Here is a 16870-nt window from a genome sequence, read left to right as displayed (position 1 = left end):
CGCCGCCATGCGGAAATTCATCATCATGATCAACACTATTCTCAAAAGACGAACCCCATGGAGCGAACCGCAACAACACGGTTGCTGAGGTGCCCGTAAGGGCCTCGAAGGGCGGGGCGGGTGCGCAGGTGTCAGATGATAAGGAGCGGTGTTGCCGCACGCTCCGCACGGGCTGCCGAGGAGGACTCCCGCCACGGCTCCGGTTCTGCGCTGGCAATCGCGGCAGTGGCAGATGCTCACCGTGAGCGGATCGCCTGATGTCTTTGCGCGGAGTGATCCGCAATGGCATTGCGCAAGCCTATTCATCTGTCACCTCGGTTGCCTTTTGAGCGCTGCGTCCCATGAGAAGTGTTGGAGGTATCGCGCCGGCACTCAGGAGTTCCTCAACGGGCGTGGGGTGCGTGTCGCGTCGGATTGCAAGGAGCGGCGTTGCGGCGTGTGCTTCGAGGCTCCGCCCTGCGGGCTGCGCACCTCAGCATGAGGGATGTTGGAGGATGCCGCGGCTCGGGACGTGTCGGCTGGATGCCGCGGCTGACGTCAGTTGGTGAGTGCCGCGGTCGACGAGAGGCGTTGGAGGGTGTCGAGGTGCCAACGAGAGCCTCACCCTGTACCCCGTGAGGGGCCTCGAAGGGCGGGCGGGTGCACTGGTGCTGAAGGATGCAAGGAGCAAGGTTGCGGTGTGTCCTTGAGGCTTCGGCCTTCGGCCTGCGCGCCTCAGCAGAGGGTGTTGGAGGATGCCGCGGTTTGAGATGCGTCGGCGGGGTGCCGCGGTTTGACGTCCGTCGGTGAGTGCTGCGGTCGACGAGAGGCGTTGGAGGGTGTCGCGGCGCCCACGAGAGCCTCACGCTGAGGTACCCCGGCGGGGCCCTCGAAGGGCGGACGGGGTGCGATATCGAGATGGCAGAAGCCCGGCGCGGGAGAGTGCGCCGGGCTTCGATAGTGACCGACAGCATGGGAGGAGGAGTGCTGTCTATCGGGCCAAAGCAGCTAGGAGGGGCAGCGCTTCGGCTCGTCCCGAGGTAGTGCCGCAATGCGGCGAATTCAAGCCAAGGGCTGCGTCAATATCGTACAGATGATGTTGCGGCCGGGAGAGTGGTGCGGCGCAGCTCCTATCGCCTTGGGGCGGCGTTGTCCGCGGACAACCTAGCGATATGCGCTTCTCTATCGGCTTTAGCGAGTGCTTTATAATTTAAATGGCGTCGCGCGAAAGAGGCTCGCATGCGGGCTTTGATGATGAGCCCGTTAGACGAGCTATTCGCTTCGGTTCTCGACTTGCTGACCTCAAGCCGCATTGCTCCGGCATTCTTCGAATGCCTGTAAAAGTTCCCACAAGGTGTCGGGAGGAGCGGCGCCGAAATCGATGCCAATGCGGTACGGCTGAATGAGCATCGAATGGATTGCTTCGGATAGTTTCGCGGTTGGGTCATGCCGTTCATCCTCCGGATCGAACCAAAATCGAAGCCATTTGGAGAGATCCTCATATGGCAGTTGCTCGAGGTTATGCCGGATCAACTCCCTCCCGTCGCAGGTTCGATCAGCAGAGACGAGTTTCCGACTATTGCTATGACGGCATCAAACGACATAATGTGCTCTGGTTGCAATTCCGGGATCTCCAACTCGCGATCGTTCGTGATGAAGGCACACAATAGAGCCGGTCGAATAGCGCGCCGCCATGTCGGCTTGATCTGAGGCGGAGCCTTGGTTTGTCTTCGGCATGAGCCAGCCCAATCCAGCGAACTTCGAAAGCGGCCCCTCGATTGGCCGGTTGTCCGCGGACAACGGGCGGCGATTATGCCAATTCGCGAGACTATGCAGCCGCCGCCACTGACGACGCGATCCACAGATCGATCCATGTATTGAGCAAGAAGCGTCCGCAGGTTAATGTCTCGGCTAGGAGCCCATCCGAACCTGCTGCCGGGTTGAAGGGCGTGTAGAGTTTCTCGACGACCATGTTCACCACGGTCGAAGTGTAATCGGCAGACTTCGGCCGGAACATTGGATCGTCATATGCTGAACCCATCTGTGAGGTTCTCGCCTTCGAACATCGCCACTTTGAAGAAAGCCTTGCGAGGTCAATATCCCAATATCAAGTCATCCCATCTTGATGAGGCGATCGCCGCGTCTTTCGGCTTCAAATCCTATGCCGCTATGCGGCCTGTGTTGTATCAGCTTGGCGCCTACGCCCGGCTGGTCGTCGTTGTCGACCACTTGTTGCTTCTGCTTCGTCTGGAAGAGCTTGGGTATAGCGGCATCGCCCCGGAGTCGCTGCGCCGTCTCGTCTGGAGCGTTGAGTTCCCGGATGATCGATACGATGACGATGTCGAGCAGATGGTACGAATGCGCAGGAGGCCCACGGCAGCCAATGCTGATTAGCCGGTCTGTCCGCCGCTGAACTTGTGGAGAAAGCCGGCGATACGCCTGGCGGCATCTGCCGCCCGTAGTGAATGGTGGACTGGGCCATCAGTGGCGGTCGGGAGTAGCAAATCGCTGCCGTGTTCTGATCGTCGGGCTCCAGAGCCGGCGTGCCGGATTCTCTCCCGCAGCGTTTCATCCGGGTGTGCGGATAGAGCGGGAAGGCGGACTGGCGCCCCGGCACGGATGCTGTGCGATCGTGGAGCGTTCTGGATGAGCGAGCCGGCCCATCCGACCGGGGCCAATCTCTGCAGTGGACAACGGGGGTGGCTATTGTCGGCCACGGATGAGACAGGGCAAATGCATCGGCAGGTTTGTCGTTCAGGCTGTTCCGCGAATGCTTCTGCCAGTCTCCGGGAAGCGGCCAGTGCGAAGATGGCAGGCGAATTCGGGGTCCGAAATCGCTCTTGTGGCGTCTGGCGGTCGAATTTGCCGCTTCCGACGCCGCAAAGTCGCCATGTCCGCGACGCTGCCAAATAGCTCGATGCTACAGTAAGGAAACCAAAGGCCGGTTTTTCTTCCGTTGGTCAAATAAAATTTAATAAAATCATTTGTTTATAACATCGGGAGTTTGGACCCCGGCATCGCCATCGCGGCGCTCTTGGCCGCAGCGGCCCCTCCCCTCACCGGAAATCTCCGCAAGAAAGCAACAGCTTGCATCCTTTAGCGGCACCCGGCGTTATCCCCGAAGCAAATCGGAGGATAGGGTAATGGCTGATGTGCTCCACCTCAAGAGATATTCCCTCACCGCGGCGATGATGGTGGCTGCGGTCGGCGCGTTCGTGCTGGTGCAGGCAAGGCAGCGCGGTTCGCTCACCCCGTCTGCGGCCGCCGGCTGGTCCGGTGACGATCATGGTCGCAGCGCGGCAACGCCCGAGGCTATTCCGATGAGCGGCCTTCGCGATGTTTTCTGGCGCGTCTTCCATGAGGTCCTCGACGACCGGGTCACCCTCATTGCCGCGGGCGTAACTTTCTATCTGCTGCTGGCGCTGTTCCCGGCCTTGGCGGCCCTGGTCTCGCTGTATGGCCTGGTCGCCGATCCGATCACGATTTCCGAACACCTTCGCGAGCTCGCCATCCTCCTGCCGCCCGGGGCCTTCGATCTTCTTGCCGATCAACTCAAGGCGCTTGTGGAGAAACGCGACAGCACGCTCGGCATCACCTTCTTCGTCGGTCTCGGCATTGCGCTGTGGAGCACCCATAGCGGCACCCTAGCGATCTTCGATGCGATGAACGTCGCCTATGAGGAAAGGGAGAAGCGCAGCCTGGTGCGGTTGAACCTGATCGGCCTCTGCTTCACCCTCTGCGCCGTGGTCTTCGCGGTGGTCGTGGTGGCGCTCATGGGCGTGATGCCTGTCGTACTCTCCTATCTCTGGCTTGATCAGTTCAAGGAACATATGGCGCTTCTCTTGAGATGGCCGCTGCTTCTGCTTGTCATCGTCGTGGCCGTGACCTTGGTCTACCGCTTCGGTCCGAGCCGTGAGCCCGCGCGAGTCCGGTGGATGACCTGGGGTGCGGTTCTGACGGCGCTTGCCTGCGCCGCCATGTCGCTCGGCTTCTCCTTCTATCTCGAGCATTTCGCCAATTACGACGCGACCTACGGTACGCTCGGCGCGCTGATCGGCTTTCTCATCTGGATCTGGCTTTCCGTTGTTATTCTCATCGTCGGCGCGGAGCTCAATGCCGAGCTGGAGCATCAGACGGCGCGGGACACGACGACGGGCCATCCGCTGCCGATGGGCGCGCGCGGCGCCTATGTCGCCGATACATTGGGCGAGATCGTGAGCTGAGCGTCTGAGCACGAGACCAAAAAGTGTGAGCGGTTCTTGGTACGACATTATGCTCCACTCTTAATTGAGCAGTCTCGATGACTGCTCCTCGAATTGATGTATCCTGTCCTTCGGCAGGTTCGACAGAGGAGACGATCATGACCGCCCCGCATCCTTCCAAAACCCATATCGGCAATCATGCGCTGCATCCCGAAACGCAGATGCTGAACTACGGCTACGATCCCGAACTTTCGGAAGGGGCGGTCAAGCCGCCGGTGTTCCTGACTTCCACCTTCGTCTTCAATTCCGCCGAGGACGGCAAGGATTTCTTCGATTATGTCTCCGGCCGCCGCGAGCCGCCGGCGGGCAAGGGCGCCGGTCTCGTCTATTCGCGCTTCAATCATCCGAATAGCGAGATCGTCGAAGACAGGCTCGCAGTCTATGAGCGGACGGAAAGCGGCGCGCTGTTTTCCTCAGGCATGGCGGCGATCGCCACCACGCTCTTCGCCTTCGTCCGGCCGGGAGATGCGATCCTGCATTCGCAGCCGCTCTATGGCGGCACCGAAACCTTGCTTGCAAAGACTTTCCTCAATTTCGGGGTCGCCGCGGTCGGTTTTGCCGATGGTGTCAGTGAGGCCTCGGTGCAGAAGGCGGCGGATGAGGCGGTCGGCAAGGGCCGCGTTTCGGTCATCCTGATCGAGACGCCGGCCAATCCGACCAACAGCCTCGTCGACGTCGCGATGATCCGCCGCGTGGCCGATGCGATCGGCGCAAGGCAGGGGCACGTGCCGATCGTCGTCTGCGACAATACCCTGCTCGGGCCGGTCTTCCAGCGGCCGATCGAGCATGGCGCCGATATCTCGCTTTATTCGCTGACCAAATATGTCGGCGGCCATTCCGATCTGATCGCCGGCGCTGTCCTCGGGCGCAAGGCTGTCATCAAGCAGGTCAAGGCGCTGCGCGGCGCGATCGGTACGCAGCTCGATCCGCATTCCTGCTGGATGCTCGGCCGGTCGCTCGAAACGCTGCAGCTACGCATGGAGCGGGCGAACAGTAATGCGCGGGCGGTGGCCGATTTCCTGCGTGATCATCCGAAGGTCGAGAAGGTTCATTATCTTCCCTATCATGATCCGGACTCGCCCTCCGGCCGCACCTTCGCCGCCCAATGCACCGGCGCCGGCTCGACCTTCTCCTTCGATATCCGCGGCGGCCAGCCGGCCTCCTTCAAATTCCTGAACGCGCTGCAGGTCTTCAAGCTCGCCGTCAGCCTCGGCGGCACGGAGTCGCTCGCAAGCCACCCGGCCGCCATGACACATTCCGGCGTGCCGGCCGATGTCAGGGGGCGCATTGGCGTGCTGGAATCGACAATCCGACTGTCGATCGGCATCGAGCATCCGGATGATCTGATCGCCGATCTGGAGCTGGCGCTGCAGGCTGTTTGACGCGGCGCACGGAATCGATGCCCGGCGGTGCCGGGCATCGAGGACGAGGTCACTTGTCGTCGATCGTCAGTTCCGTCTCGTCGGTATTGAGCACGAACACCGCAAGCAGGCGCGCCGGCTTTGTCTTGCTGGCATTCTTACTGACGGCGTGATGATCGCCGGGAAATTCGGGAAAGCTCTCGCCGGCCTTGTAGGTCTTCTCCGGCCCGTCATTCACCTTGCTGGTGATCGCCCCTTCGAGAACGGTGGCGTAGATGAAGGCCGACTTCGGGTGCGTATGGCCGGGCGACTGGCCCCCCGGCTCATATTCCACCAGCACGGCCTTCATGCTCTTGCCGGGAACATTGGGCAGCTTCTGGTCAAAGACGACGGTCACCTTGGCTTTGCCGCCAGCGGCGCCAGCCTGAGTGCCGGCGGCAAGGACAAGCGCAAAGGCCGCCGCCGAGATGATTTTCCTGAGCATGTCTGGTCTCCTCCGATGATAGGAATAGGTCGATAGGTAACGCTTCCCCGTCACGCGCTCTTCTTCTGGGGCGGCTGCTGGCTCAGCCAGTCGTCGAAGCGGATCTTGCCGAGCCGCGCATTGGCGCCGGTCACGAGCGAAGTGTCGTCGAGTTCGACGCCGAAATAGCGGGCGTGCGGATCGGTCGTCACCTGGCGCGGATCGTGCGTCGCCTTGAAGAGACGCGTGACGATATCGGTCAGGCGGATCTTCTCCGGCCCGCCGATCTCGATCGTGCCGTTGACGGGAGCAGCGAGCGCCACCTCGGCCATGACGTCGGCGACGTCGTCCGAGGCGATCGGCTGAAGATAGGCCGGCGACAGATGCACGGTCTGGCCGACCGTGTTCGACTGGGCGATGCCCGCCATGAATTCATGAAACTGGGTGGAGTGCACGATCGTATAGGGTATGCCCGAGCTCTTGATCAGCTGTTCCTGCGCCATCTTGGCGCGCATGTAACCGCTGCCCTGCAGCCGTTCCATGCCGACGATCGACAGCGCGATGTGATGTTTCACGCCGGCCACAGCCCCGGCCTTGAGCAGGTTGCGGCCCGAAGTCTGAAAGAATTCGAGCACGGCCTGGTCTTCGAAGGAAGGCGAGTTGGCGAGGTCGAGCACCACCTGCGCCCCGGCAAGCGCTTCGGCCACACCTTGGCCGGTGATCGTGTCGACGCCCGAATTCGGCGAGGCCGCCAAAACGTCGTGTCCCTTCTTGCGCAACCTTTCCACCGTCTTCGAGCCGATGAGGCCGGTACCGCCGATAACGACGATCTTCATGGTAATCTCCCTGGTCCTTTGCGAGGAATGTCCTCTGTTGATTTTAAAATGGGGCCGCAAACCGCCTCTTCAGTGGGGTAGGCGGTTCGATCGGCATCAGAACAATCGCCACGTGGATTGACGGCGCCGACCATAGCCAACGGCCAAGAGAATGCGCCGGATCGGGGGCTCGAACCATTCTCTCTCGGTCGCTGTCGTCCTATGCCAAGGCAGTAGCGCAACTCTCCTGCGGTCGAGGTGTGCCGCCGGTGGAGATAACCGGAGCTGAGGATGTGCGTGCCGCCTTCGATGCCGTCGCGATGGAGACGGAGGCGTTCAAGCGTTGGGCTACGGGTGGAGAGGCGATCGGCGCATTTGCAATCGTTGATGCGGGGTGCCGTTGTCAGGACGTCCGGGCGGCGTCCCAATCCGGCGGCCCGCGAAATTCGATGCCATAACGTTCCGCAAGCTGGAGTAACCGATCCATGTGCTCCGGCAGATGAGGAGCCTGCACAGCTGCCTCGATGAAGAATTCTTCCATGCCGCCCGGCGTCAGGATGGTGAGATTGCATCCGGGAGACGCGCTTGCCACTCGAAATGTGTGCGGCACGCCACGCGGCAGGAAGATCGATCTCCCTGCGGCAACCGGGACGATCGCGCCGTTCAGCCAGAACTCGTAGTCGCCTTCGATTACATGGATCACTTCGTCCTCGTTGTTATGGATGTGGACGGGCGGCCCGCCGCCGGCAGGCACGGTGCCTTCAAAAACTCCGACAATTCCGCCGCTCTCAAATCGCCCCACATGTATGGTGTAGGCAGTGTCCATCCAGCTGACGGTCCGTCCGATGCCCCCAGCGATGTTCATCGCAATTTCCTTCCGAGGTTGAATGGAATAGAGTTTTATACTGCTATCCAAAACTATCGCCGGAAGCAGATGCACGGAAATTGAATGATCATATAAGGGATATTGAGTTCGTGAATTTCTCAGCCCTCGATCTGAATCTGCTGCGTGTATTCGACGCCATGATGGCGGAGCTCTCGACCGTGCGAACCGGCGAGCGCGTCGGCCTTTCCCAGCCAGCCGTGAGTTCGGCACTCGGAAGACTGCGCGCGCTGTTGGATGACGAATTGTTCGTCCGGGAAGGCAATCAGATGATGCCGACCGCGCGGGCGCTTGAGCTGCGTGAACCGATAAGACAAGCCCTGGCCGGCATGGAAGAGGCGTTGGCGACGAATGCTGCCTTCGACCCCGCAACCTCAACCCGATCCTTCATGCTGATCGGATCGGACTACTTCTCCTCGCTGTTGATGCCGCCGCTTGCTGCACGCGTGGCCAAAGCGGCGCCCTCCATCAGCCTGCAGATGATCGATCATGCTTCATCGGAAGTCTTCGAGATGCTGCGTGACGGCCGGGCTGACATCGTTATTGATCGCTCGCTCGAATCGCCTGAATGGATTATTAGCCGCAAGCTGTTCCAATTATGGCTGGTATGCATTGCCAAGCGAGGACATCCGCTCCTTGCCAGCCATGGCGTTTCTCCAGGAGACACCATACCGGCGGAGGTCTTCTGCGCTGTTCCCCACGTCCTGCGCTCGGCCGATGGCAGCAGGACGGGGACGATCGATCCCGCCCTTGCACGCCTGGGTCTCGCCAGGCGTGTCATGGTCACGGTGGCGCATTTCCACGCGGTCGCTCTTGCCGTTGAAGCGAGCGAGATGCTCGGAAGCATTCCGGTTCATTTCGCGCGCATGTTGACCGGCCGGCTGATGCTCGACGCGTTCATGCCACCGATGGATTCGCCGAAAATGAACGTGACCATGTATTGGCTTCGTCGTTTCGATCGCGATCCGGGGAGTGCGTGGCTTCGGGATCAGATCGCGGGCGCTCTCGCCGCGCCGGAGCCGCCGTGGTTTCCAATATCGACCGAGCCAGATCAATAGGATTGAAGCCGGCAGCGCACGTGCCTGAATGGCCTCTTCTCAGAAAAGGCGGACAGCCTCGAACAGCGCCGTGAGCCCGATGCCACCGCCGATGCCGATCATGGCGAGGCCGGTTGTGCCTGGTGCCCAGCCGTCCCTGCGGATCAGCTGGCCGTAGAGCCGGGTGACCAGGATCGCGCCGGATGCGCCGAAGGGATGGCCAAGAGCGATGGCGCCGCCCTCTTTATTGACCGTGTCGGCTGATAGATCCAGCTGATCGAGCGACGCCAGAACCTGGGCCGCGAAAGCCTCGTTGAATTCGATGGCGTCGATTGCGGAAAGCGACAGGTGAGGCTGGCGCTGCAGAAGCTTGTCCGTCGAGGCGACCGGGCCGATGCCGAGCAGGTTGGGATCGACGCCGGCGGCGGCGCTGTCGATGAAGGCGAGGCCTTTTTCGATGCCGAGGCTTCTGGCCAAGCCGCGGCTCATGACGAGCACCAGGCAGGCGCCGTCGTTCACAGGGCAGGCATTGCCTGCCGTCACCGAGCCATCCGCCAGGAAAACGGGTTTCAGCTTTGCGAGCGCCTCGAGCGAGGTCGTCGGGCGCGGACATTCGTCTCGCGTTACGGGGCCGCTGGCGGTGGCGATCTCGACGATCTCCGGCCGGAAGCGGCCTGCTTCGGCCGCTGCGACGGCGAGCCGGTGACTGCGTAGGGCGAACTCATCCTGAAGCCGGCGCGAGATGTCAAACTTGCGCGCAACATTTTCGGCGGCGATGCCCATCTCGGGATCGCCGATCGCTTCAGGGGAGAAGCGCGCGCGCCCGTAAAAGCGCGGCACGGCGCCATTGGCTTTCGGCCTTTCCACACGCCATGGGGCGGTGCTGACGCTTTCGACTCCGCCAGCCAGGAAACAGGCACCCGCCTTCGCCAGGATCAGCCGGGCCGCCAGGATGATCGCTTCCAGGCCAGAACCGCATTGCCGATCGATGGCGACCCCGGGGACGGCCATTGGCAGGCCGGCATGGAGGGCTGCCAGCCGGCCGATATTGCCGCCGCCGCCGGCGGCATTGCCGACCAGCACGTCGTCGACTGCGTCGGGCGCGACACCCGTTTCTGCAAGGATCCGCCGGATGATGGGCGCAAGCAGGTCTTCGGCCGCAACCGTCGCAAGCGAGCCGAAAGCCCGGCCGATCGGCGTGCGGTAGGCGGCGACCACGACCGGCTGCCAATCCTCGTCAGGCTGATAGGCGTAGGACAAGACCGTCTCCCGAAATCACCGATGCCTCTACCTGCCCGCGCGCGATCTTGCCGCTGCTTGTCATCGGCCAGGCGCCGATATGGTAGAATTGCCTGGGGATCTTGAACCTTGCAAGCCTGCCTGCGCAATGCTCGGCAAGCATTTTCGCATCCATCGCCTCCCCCGAGACGACGGCAACGATGCTTTGGCCGTAATAGGGGTCCGGCCGCCCGAAGACGACGGCATCTTCGACGCCGCGGCAGGTTTTGAGCGCGCTCTCGACCTCGGCGGGATAGACGTTGTTGCCGGCCGATATCATCATGCCGCCCGCCCGGCCGATCACCCGCAGCATGCCGTTTGCATCGATCTCGCCGAGATCGCCGACAGTCGCGCCCGCCGGGGTGACCCGGAACGCCTGGCCGTCGTCGCCCCAGAGATAGCCGTCGGCAATCAGGTCGCTGTTGACGAAGATGGTGCCGGGCACATCGGTGCCGACATCGTTTTCTTCCGGATCGCGAATGGAGATTTCGACGCCGGGATAGGCTCGCCCGACCCGGTCGATCGGAAAATCGGTCGCGCCGCCAACGAGCGTCGAAACGGTCATGAAACCGATTTCGGAGGCGCCGTAATATTCCCGGATGCGCGCCTTCGGAAAAAGTCGGCGCATGGATTGGACTTCGTTGAGGTTCAGCTTGGCGCCGGCGGTCAGCACGTCGCGTAAGGATTCCATCGGCTCGCTCCATGCCCGGGCGATGCCCGCTATATGGGTGGGCACGGCAACCAGCCGCTCTATCTTTTCTGAGGAGAGAATGCGCGCGACCGCGCCGGCATCCCATTTCCCGATCGAATGGAAGGTTGCTCCGGCATCGAGCGCTTCGACGAGTGCGTAAAGCGCGAGCCCATGCGCCAGCGCTCCCGGGCACAGGGTCGAGGGCGCGTCCTGGAGTTCGAACACGAGACGCCCCCGATCGAGGCTTCGGCGCCACTGTTCGCGCGAGCGGTAATAGGCCTTCGGTTCGGCTGTCGTGCCCGAGGTGAAGCCGATCAGGAAGATCCCCTCGGCATCGACGGGCATGTCGTCTCCCGTCGCGGCGAGGTCAAAGGGCTCCGCGCCGGCGACGGTCACGGGAACACCGAGCCGGCGGCCGATCTCGGCGCTTGCGCTGGCAGCATCATCGACGACAAGCGCGTCAGGCGCCAGGCGCTCGACGATGCGCTCGATCGTTGCCTCCGGCATCATCGGATCGATGACAGCGCAGGCATTCGCCAGTGCGGTGGCGGCGATAAAATACTCTGCAAAACCGATGTGATTACCGAGGCTGACCGCTACAAGCTTCTCGACGCCGGGAAGATCGAATGAACGGCCGTTCGAGCGCGGAAGCGCCTGGATGAATCGGTAGATCGCGCCGGCGCGGCTATAGACTTCGTGATAGCTCAAGGAGTGGCCGTCGATCACGACCGCCGGCTTTTCCGGACTCTCCGTAGCGTGTCGAAGCAGCTCTCGATGGATCGGCATGGTCAGTCCTGCGACAAGGCGGCCCTGGTCGCCTCGGGGATAAGCGTCGGGCGGCTGTCGGAGAGGCCGACGCAGACCCAGACGAGTCCGCCCGAAGCGCAATGGGCGCCGTCGCGTTGGCGATAGAGCTCGATCGTAAAGGAGAGGCTCGAACGGCCGATCTTCTCGACCTTGACCTTCGCCTCGACGACATCATCGACGTCGATCGGGCTGTGAAAGGTGATCTCCGCCTTCTTGACGTGATAGGCAACGCCCGAAGTGGTGTGGCGGAAGTGGCTGAGGATCTCGCGGTGGCGCAGGAACTCGACGACCGCATCCTCGCAATAGTCGAGATAAACCGAGTTGTGGACATGACCATAGACGTCGATGTCTCGCATCGAGACCCGGAACGATGCTAAAGGCCTGTCGTCAACGCTCATTCGATCACCGAAATTTCGAAGGCGTGTTCTAACCGACTGTGTGGGGGATGCAAATGCAATATCAGGCGGTCGTGCGAAAATTCGGGCCGGCCGAGGAGGTCGTCGGGATCGAACGGGCCGAGCTGGCGCCGCTCTCGCGCGACCAGGTGCGCGTCCGCCTGCTGGCGCGCTCGATCAATCCCTCCGATATCATTACCATCTCAGGCGCCTATGCCGGCCGCACGACCCTGCCCTTCATCCCCGGCTTCGAAGCCTTCGGCGTGGTCGAGGCGTGCGGCGAGGAGGTGCACGGACTTGTGCCGGGAACGCGCGTGCTGCCGGTGCGCAGCGCCGGCGGATGGCAGGAATTCAAGGATACCGATCCGAGCTGGTGCCTTCGCGTACCCGACGCGCTTTCCGATTTCGAAGCCGCGACCAGCTACGTCAATCCGATGACGGCCTGGCTGATGCTGCATAAGAAGATCGGGCTGAGACCCGGCATGCGCATCGCCATCAACGCCGCAGCCTCTTCGATCGGGTCAATCCTGATCGGCATGGCGAACGCCGTTGGCGTGCAACCTATCGCAATCGTCCGCAGCGAAGAATCCCTCGCGCGCCTCCGTGGCCGGCTGGAGGCGGTTATCGTCGAAAGGGCGGATGGCGATCTCGCCACCGGCCTCGCCGGCAGGTCCGGGCTCGACGCCGTGCTCGACTGTGTCGGTGGCACACGCGCTTCGATCCTCGCCGATGTGCTGAAGCCCGGCGGGCACTTCCTGCATTATGGCCTGCTGTCGGGAGAGAGCATCCCGCCATCCTTCTGGGCCTCCCATTCCGACATCGCCTTCTCCTATTGCCACCTCAGGGAATGGGTCCATTCCGAGGCGATGGGCGACGTCCAGCGCGCCTATGCAGAGGTGGCGGCGATGATCGCCTGCAAGGTGATCGCGACTGAGGTGCGGGAGGTCTATCCTCTGGAAATGACCGGCGAGGCGCTGCGCGCCGCCCTGCCCTTCCGCACGGGGGGAAAGGTGTTGCTGGCGTGATGGGGGCGCCTTATAGAAGCGGCAGCGACGCACGCCTTGAGCGCAAGCGAAAGGCAAATCACGAATACCAATTCTCGATCAGGTGGCAAGCATTGAGCTGTTGGTGGCTTAAATTCTAGCCTGTCTCATTCCGCTCCCGCGCCCTCAGGATTTCCGAATGGTTCCGGTCCGCCCAGCCGATCAGCACTTTCATCGGGATCAGGAATGAGCGCCCCATCTCCGTCAGTTCATAGTCCACCCGCGGCGGAACCTCAGGATAGACCGTGCGGCTGATGAAGCCGTCCTGTTCCAGATGCCGCAATGTCTTGGAGAGCATCTGTTTCGAAACGTCGCCGATTTCGCGCTGCAGCTCGTTGAAGCGTTTCTTTTCGTGTTCCAGCGCTTCGAGGGTGAGCAGGCTCCATTGATCACCGATGCGATCGAGCACACCTCTGATCGGGCAGCCGGCTCCAGGCTGTTGTTTCGGCTCGTTCCATTCCCCAGGCATGCCCTCTCCTCGGTCACCGCAGGCTGACCTTGCCACCAAAACCTGCCTTCTTGCCGGGCAAGGCGAGGTTTCATAGACCAGCTCTCATAGTCTGTCCTTTAGACTAGATCGCTGATCCATACCAAGGAGCTTGATGCATGAGATTTCAATCGCTTTTCGCGCTCGCCATTCTGGCAGGCATCGCCGCGCCTTCGGGCGCTTCTGCTGAATCGGCCGCTCGCGACTTGAAGGTCGAGGAAGCCAACCGGAAGCTGGTGGTGGAATTTTACGACAAGTTCTTCAACAAGCACGATCTAACGGCCGCCTCGGTCGTTGCGGAGGATTACCGGCAGCATAATCCGCAGGTTCCCGACGGCAAGCAGCCGCTGATTTCCTTCTTCACCGGCTTCTTCAAGGACAATGCCCAATCGAAGGCGGAGATCGTCCGCAGTGCCGCCGATGGCGATCTCGTCTGGCTGCATGTGCACGCGACGAACGGCGCCGACGACCGCGGCCAGGCGATCGTCGATATCTTCCGCGTCAAGGACGGCAAGATCGTCGAGCATTGGGACGTGATTCAGGCCGTTCCGAAAGAGGCGGCCAACAAGAACACGATGTTTTGAAGTCGATGGGGCCGGCTCCAGCCGGCCCATGGTTATGCCCATTGAGCTTTCAGTATTTCCGGCAGGAGCCTTTTGCGAAAGTCCTCATCGTAGTTGCCCTGGAGCGCGAAGTGCATCTTGTCTTCGAGTGCGAGATAGGCGATGCCGTGGGCGGTGGACCAGGCGGCAAAGATCGGGGCGAGGTTCCGCGCTTCCAATAGTGTCTCCAAAGTCGTGCCGTTGACCCCGGCGATGGCTTCGGCGAAAGGCCAAAGAGCCCGTTTGCTCGTTTCTTCGTAGACCGGGTTCGTGCGGTTGACGAGATCCTTCCGAAACATCAGACGGAACCGGCCGGGATGGTCGAGCGCGAAGGCGACATAGGCCGCGGCCAGGGCGCGCATTCTGCCGGCCGGTGTTCCGTCATCCACTGCGTCACCGAGATAGCGGGCCAGTTCCTCATAGCCCAGAATTGCAACTTCGGTCAGCAGACCCGATGCGCTGCCGAAATGGTGCGCGGGCGCTCCCGGCGATACGCCGGCTCGTCTCGCCGCATCGCGCAATGAAAACCCCTCTATGCCGTTTTCTCTCAGGATGTCGTCGGTGGCGGTGATCAGCGCCTTCCTCAGCTCTCCGTGATGATAGCCCCGCTTTTCAGACACTCCAGCGCTCCAAAATTTTTTTTCGCACGTACATCTATACAGCGTTCAAATTGACGTCTATATATGCATCTTAACACTGTTCAAAATAGGATGCAAAGAACTGCGATGTCGAAGAACTGGCTGAACACAGACACATCGTCCGGCTTTGCCCGGGAACTCATCCGGTTTTTGCTCGCCCGCAGAGATTGCGTAACGGCGACACCGGGCAAACCCGGAGCCTTCTCCACCGACTTCCAAAACTAACCGACTGGCGAGGCCGTCAGTCCGACGTGGCCCGCCGACCCATTCCATCAACTGAAGGTGCTGTCATGGCTATCTCATCCAATACCGCCCAGAAAAAAACCGCTTTGATCACCGGTGCCTCGTCCGGCATCGGCAATGCCACGACCCGGAAACTGCTACAGGAGGGTTACCGGGTCTACGTCGCCGCGCGCCGCGTCGAGCAGATGCAGGAACTCGCGCAGGGCGGCGCCGTCGCGATCCCGCTGGATCTCACCAAGGACGAGGAGATCATGGCGGCGCTCGAACGCATCGTCGCGGAATGCGGCTCGATCGATATTCTCATCAACAATGCCGGTTACGGCTCCTACGGGGCGATCGAAGATGTCCCGGTTGACGAAGGCCGCCGGCAGTTCGAGGTCAACCTCTTCGGGCTTGCCCGGCTGACGCAACTCGTGCTCCCCAAAATGCGCGAGAACAAGTTCGGAAAAATCGTCAACATCACCTCGATTGGCGGCAAAATCTACACGCCGTTCGGCGGCTGGTATCATGCGACGAAGCATGCACTCGAGGGCTGGTCGGACACGCTTCGCCTGGAAACCAAAGCCTTCGGGATAGACGTCGTCATCGTCGAGCCGGGCGGTGTCAAAACGGAATGGGGACATATCGCCGCCAACAATCTCAGGAAGACATCAGGCGGCGGCGCCTATGCCAAGGCCGCCAACAATGCCGCAGCCAGCATGCATGAAATCTATTCCGGCTCACGGCTGTCGGACCCCGCCGTCGTGGCGGCCACCATTCTGAAAGCCATCACCGCAGCCAGGCCAAAGACCCGGTATCATACCGGCTACATGGCAGGTCCGGTCTTGTGGCTGCGCCGCTGGCTGAGCGACCGGATGTTCGATCGCATCATCACGTCGATGGTCTGAGCGGCAGAAAGAGCAGCAGCGAGCCACTCTTAGCCGGCCGACGCGGCGCTTCAGGAGAGCGGCAACTGCGTCGCACACCAGTCCCAGACCGCGTCCACAGCCTTTCGCGGCGATGACGAGCGCTTGCGCATGAGGTAATAATCGGGTCCAATGGTCGCCGTCGCATCAGTCACCCGCACCAGCCGTCCGGCCTCGAGATCGGCCATGACGAAAGCCCGGCAGGCGAGCACGACGCCCTGGCCGGCGAGTGCGGCGTCAAGCGCCAGGGTCGTATGGTTGAAGGCCGCGCCGGGCAGCTTCTCGCGCGTGCGCAGGAATACCGGCCAGTGATCGTGCGAGTCATGCAGAAGCGGCAGTTTGCGAAGCTGTTCGCCGCTTAGGGGCAAGGTCAGGCCCTTGACCAGATGCGGGCTTGCGACCGCCACAAGTTCCTGGCGAAACAGCAGTTGCGCCTGCAGGTTTGCCGGAAAAGGCGGGCGGGTGAGGCGCACCGCGATGTCTACTTGGTCGCGGTCGAAATCGGCGAGCGCCTCGGTGGCGACCGTCCTCAGATCGATGTCGGGAAGGGCCGCGTAGAGCTCGGCGAGCCGCGGGATCAACAGCCTGGTGGCGACCGTGGGGGTGGCGGTGATCGTTACCATTTCCGGCCGGTCGAGAAGCCGCGCGGTTGCTTCGGCAAGCGTATCGAAGGCGCGGGTCACGTCCGCCAGATAGGCCGTGCCATAGGCAGTGAGCGCAAGGCCGCGGGCAAGGCGTTGGAACAGCCTGAGGCCGAGCTGATCCTCCAGCGCGCGAACCTGCTGCGCGACCGCGCCCTGCGTGACGCCCAGTTCTTCGGCGGCGGCGCGGAAATTCAGCCTGCGGCCGGAAACCTCGAAGGCGCGCAGGGCATTGAGGGACGGCAGCGTGCGGCGGGATTGGTTCATCGGCATATCCAGTAGATTTTCTACAGTCTGGCAGCTTTCTTTCTCGCGCGAAAGTCCCATCAGCATCTGCCAT

At 61.9% G+C, this 16870-nt stretch carries 17 protein-coding genes; 7 read left to right on the top strand and 10 right to left on the bottom strand.

Translation table 11 applies throughout. The features are described from left to right. Positions 1 to 1807: 1807 nt before the first annotated feature. On the bottom strand, positions 1808 to 2020 hold the full coding sequence (locus GGD53_RS27525; protein ID WP_184459887.1) for a hypothetical protein: 213 nt from the start codon (positions 2018 to 2020) through the stop codon (positions 1808 to 1810). Between GGD53_RS27525 and GGD53_RS27520 the strand changes: the two genes are divergently transcribed. The 3 genes from GGD53_RS27520 (at position 2008) to GGD53_RS27510 (ending at position 5623) form a co-directional block, all read left to right on the top strand. Next, positions 2008 to 2373 (top strand): hypothetical protein, encoded by a 366-nt coding sequence (locus tag GGD53_RS27520; RefSeq protein WP_184459886.1) that lies wholly within the window; start codon positions 2008 to 2010, stop codon positions 2371 to 2373. The two genes, GGD53_RS27525 and GGD53_RS27520, sit on opposite strands and share 13 nt — an antisense overlap. 749 nt (positions 2374 to 3122) lie before the next feature. Continuing rightward, positions 3123 to 4202, top strand: a complete 1080-nt coding sequence (locus tag GGD53_RS27515) for a YihY/virulence factor BrkB family protein (RefSeq protein ID WP_184459885.1) — start codon at positions 3123 to 3125, stop codon at positions 4200 to 4202. Between the two features lie 137 nt (positions 4203 to 4339). Further along, a complete protein-coding gene (locus GGD53_RS27510; protein ID WP_184459884.1) occupies positions 4340 to 5623 on the top strand; it encodes a cystathionine gamma-synthase family protein in 1284 nt (427 codons plus the stop codon). Positions 5624 to 5672: 49 nt separating this feature from the next. Here GGD53_RS27510 and GGD53_RS27505 read toward each other — a convergent pair whose 3' ends face one another. The 3 genes from GGD53_RS27505 to GGD53_RS27495 form a co-directional block, all read right to left on the bottom strand. Further along, a complete protein-coding gene (locus GGD53_RS27505) occupies positions 5673 to 6086 on the bottom strand; it encodes a cupin domain-containing protein (RefSeq protein WP_184459883.1) in 414 nt (137 codons plus the stop codon). Positions 6087 to 6136: 50 nt separating this feature from the next. Continuing rightward, positions 6137 to 6901 carry an SDR family oxidoreductase gene (locus tag GGD53_RS27500; RefSeq protein WP_184459882.1) on the bottom strand — a complete coding sequence of 255 codons (765 nt, stop codon included), beginning with the start codon at positions 6899 to 6901 and terminating at the stop codon, positions 6137 to 6139. Between the two features lie 382 nt (positions 6902 to 7283). Continuing rightward, positions 7284 to 7745 (bottom strand): cupin domain-containing protein, encoded by a 462-nt coding sequence (locus GGD53_RS27495; RefSeq protein ID WP_184459881.1) that lies wholly within the window; start codon positions 7743 to 7745, stop codon positions 7284 to 7286. Positions 7746 to 7924: 179 nt separating this feature from the next. Between GGD53_RS27495 and GGD53_RS27490 the strand changes: the two genes are divergently transcribed. After that, positions 7925 to 8821, top strand: a complete 897-nt coding sequence (locus tag GGD53_RS27490) for a LysR family transcriptional regulator (RefSeq protein WP_348647451.1) — start codon at positions 7925 to 7927, stop codon at positions 8819 to 8821. Between the two features lie 39 nt (positions 8822 to 8860). On the opposite strand, the gene GGD53_RS27485 is transcribed toward GGD53_RS27490, so the two are convergent. From GGD53_RS27485 to GGD53_RS27475, 3 genes are read right to left on the bottom strand one after another with little or no spacing between them, the layout of a single operon-like run. After that, complete coding sequence (locus tag GGD53_RS27485; protein ID WP_184459879.1) at positions 8861 to 10060, bottom strand: thiolase family protein; 1200 nt, start codon at positions 10058 to 10060, stop codon at positions 8861 to 8863. Beyond that, on the bottom strand, positions 10038 to 11555 hold the full coding sequence (locus tag GGD53_RS27480; protein WP_184459878.1) for a class I adenylate-forming enzyme family protein: 1518 nt from the start codon (positions 11553 to 11555) through the stop codon (positions 10038 to 10040). Before GGD53_RS27480 ends, GGD53_RS27485 begins: the two co-directional genes overlap by 23 nt. A gap of 2 nt (positions 11556 to 11557) precedes the next feature. Then, complete coding sequence (locus GGD53_RS27475; RefSeq protein WP_184459877.1) at positions 11558 to 11974, bottom strand: acyl-CoA thioesterase; 417 nt, start codon at positions 11972 to 11974, stop codon at positions 11558 to 11560. A gap of 53 nt (positions 11975 to 12027) precedes the next feature. On the opposite strand from GGD53_RS27475, the gene GGD53_RS27470 reads away from it, so the two are divergent. Further along, positions 12028 to 12996 (top strand): zinc-dependent alcohol dehydrogenase family protein, encoded by a 969-nt coding sequence (locus GGD53_RS27470; RefSeq protein ID WP_184459876.1) that lies wholly within the window; start codon positions 12028 to 12030, stop codon positions 12994 to 12996. A gap of 115 nt (positions 12997 to 13111) precedes the next feature. Here GGD53_RS27470 and GGD53_RS27465 read toward each other — a convergent pair whose 3' ends face one another. Then, positions 13112 to 13483: a winged helix-turn-helix transcriptional regulator gene (locus tag GGD53_RS27465; protein WP_184459875.1), complete on the bottom strand. Its 372-nt coding sequence runs from the start codon at positions 13481 to 13483 to the stop codon at positions 13112 to 13114. A gap of 137 nt (positions 13484 to 13620) precedes the next feature. Here GGD53_RS27465 and GGD53_RS27460 point away from each other — a divergent pair, with 137 nt between their 5' ends. After that, a complete protein-coding gene (locus GGD53_RS27460; RefSeq protein ID WP_184459874.1) occupies positions 13621 to 14085 on the top strand; it encodes a nuclear transport factor 2 family protein in 465 nt (154 codons plus the stop codon). A 32-nt stretch (positions 14086 to 14117) separates the two neighbouring features. On the opposite strand, the gene GGD53_RS27455 is transcribed toward GGD53_RS27460, so the two are convergent. Continuing rightward, positions 14118 to 14723 carry a WHG domain-containing protein gene (locus GGD53_RS27455; RefSeq protein ID WP_184459873.1) on the bottom strand — a complete coding sequence of 202 codons (606 nt, stop codon included), beginning with the start codon at positions 14721 to 14723 and terminating at the stop codon, positions 14118 to 14120. Positions 14724 to 15031: 308 nt separating this feature from the next. Here GGD53_RS27455 and GGD53_RS27450 point away from each other — a divergent pair, with 308 nt between their 5' ends. Beyond that, the gene (locus tag GGD53_RS27450; protein ID WP_184459872.1) at positions 15032 to 15871 is read left to right on the top strand and encodes an oxidoreductase; all 840 of its coding nucleotides are present in this window, start codon (positions 15032 to 15034) and stop codon (positions 15869 to 15871) included. A gap of 50 nt (positions 15872 to 15921) precedes the next feature. Here the strand turns inward: GGD53_RS27450 and GGD53_RS27445 are convergent, their stop codons facing one another. Next, positions 15922 to 16797: a LysR substrate-binding domain-containing protein gene (locus tag GGD53_RS27445; protein WP_184459871.1), complete on the bottom strand. Its 876-nt coding sequence runs from the start codon at positions 16795 to 16797 to the stop codon at positions 15922 to 15924. Positions 16798 to 16870: the final 73 nt, after the last annotated feature.

This window comes from Rhizobium aethiopicum, from assembly GCF_014197535.1.
In the GTDB taxonomy this organism is placed as follows: Bacteria; Pseudomonadota; Alphaproteobacteria; order Rhizobiales; family Rhizobiaceae; genus Rhizobium; species Rhizobium aethiopicum_A.
Note: the sequence above shows the minus strand (reverse complement) of the source record. Positions and strands in the feature narration are given on the sequence as shown.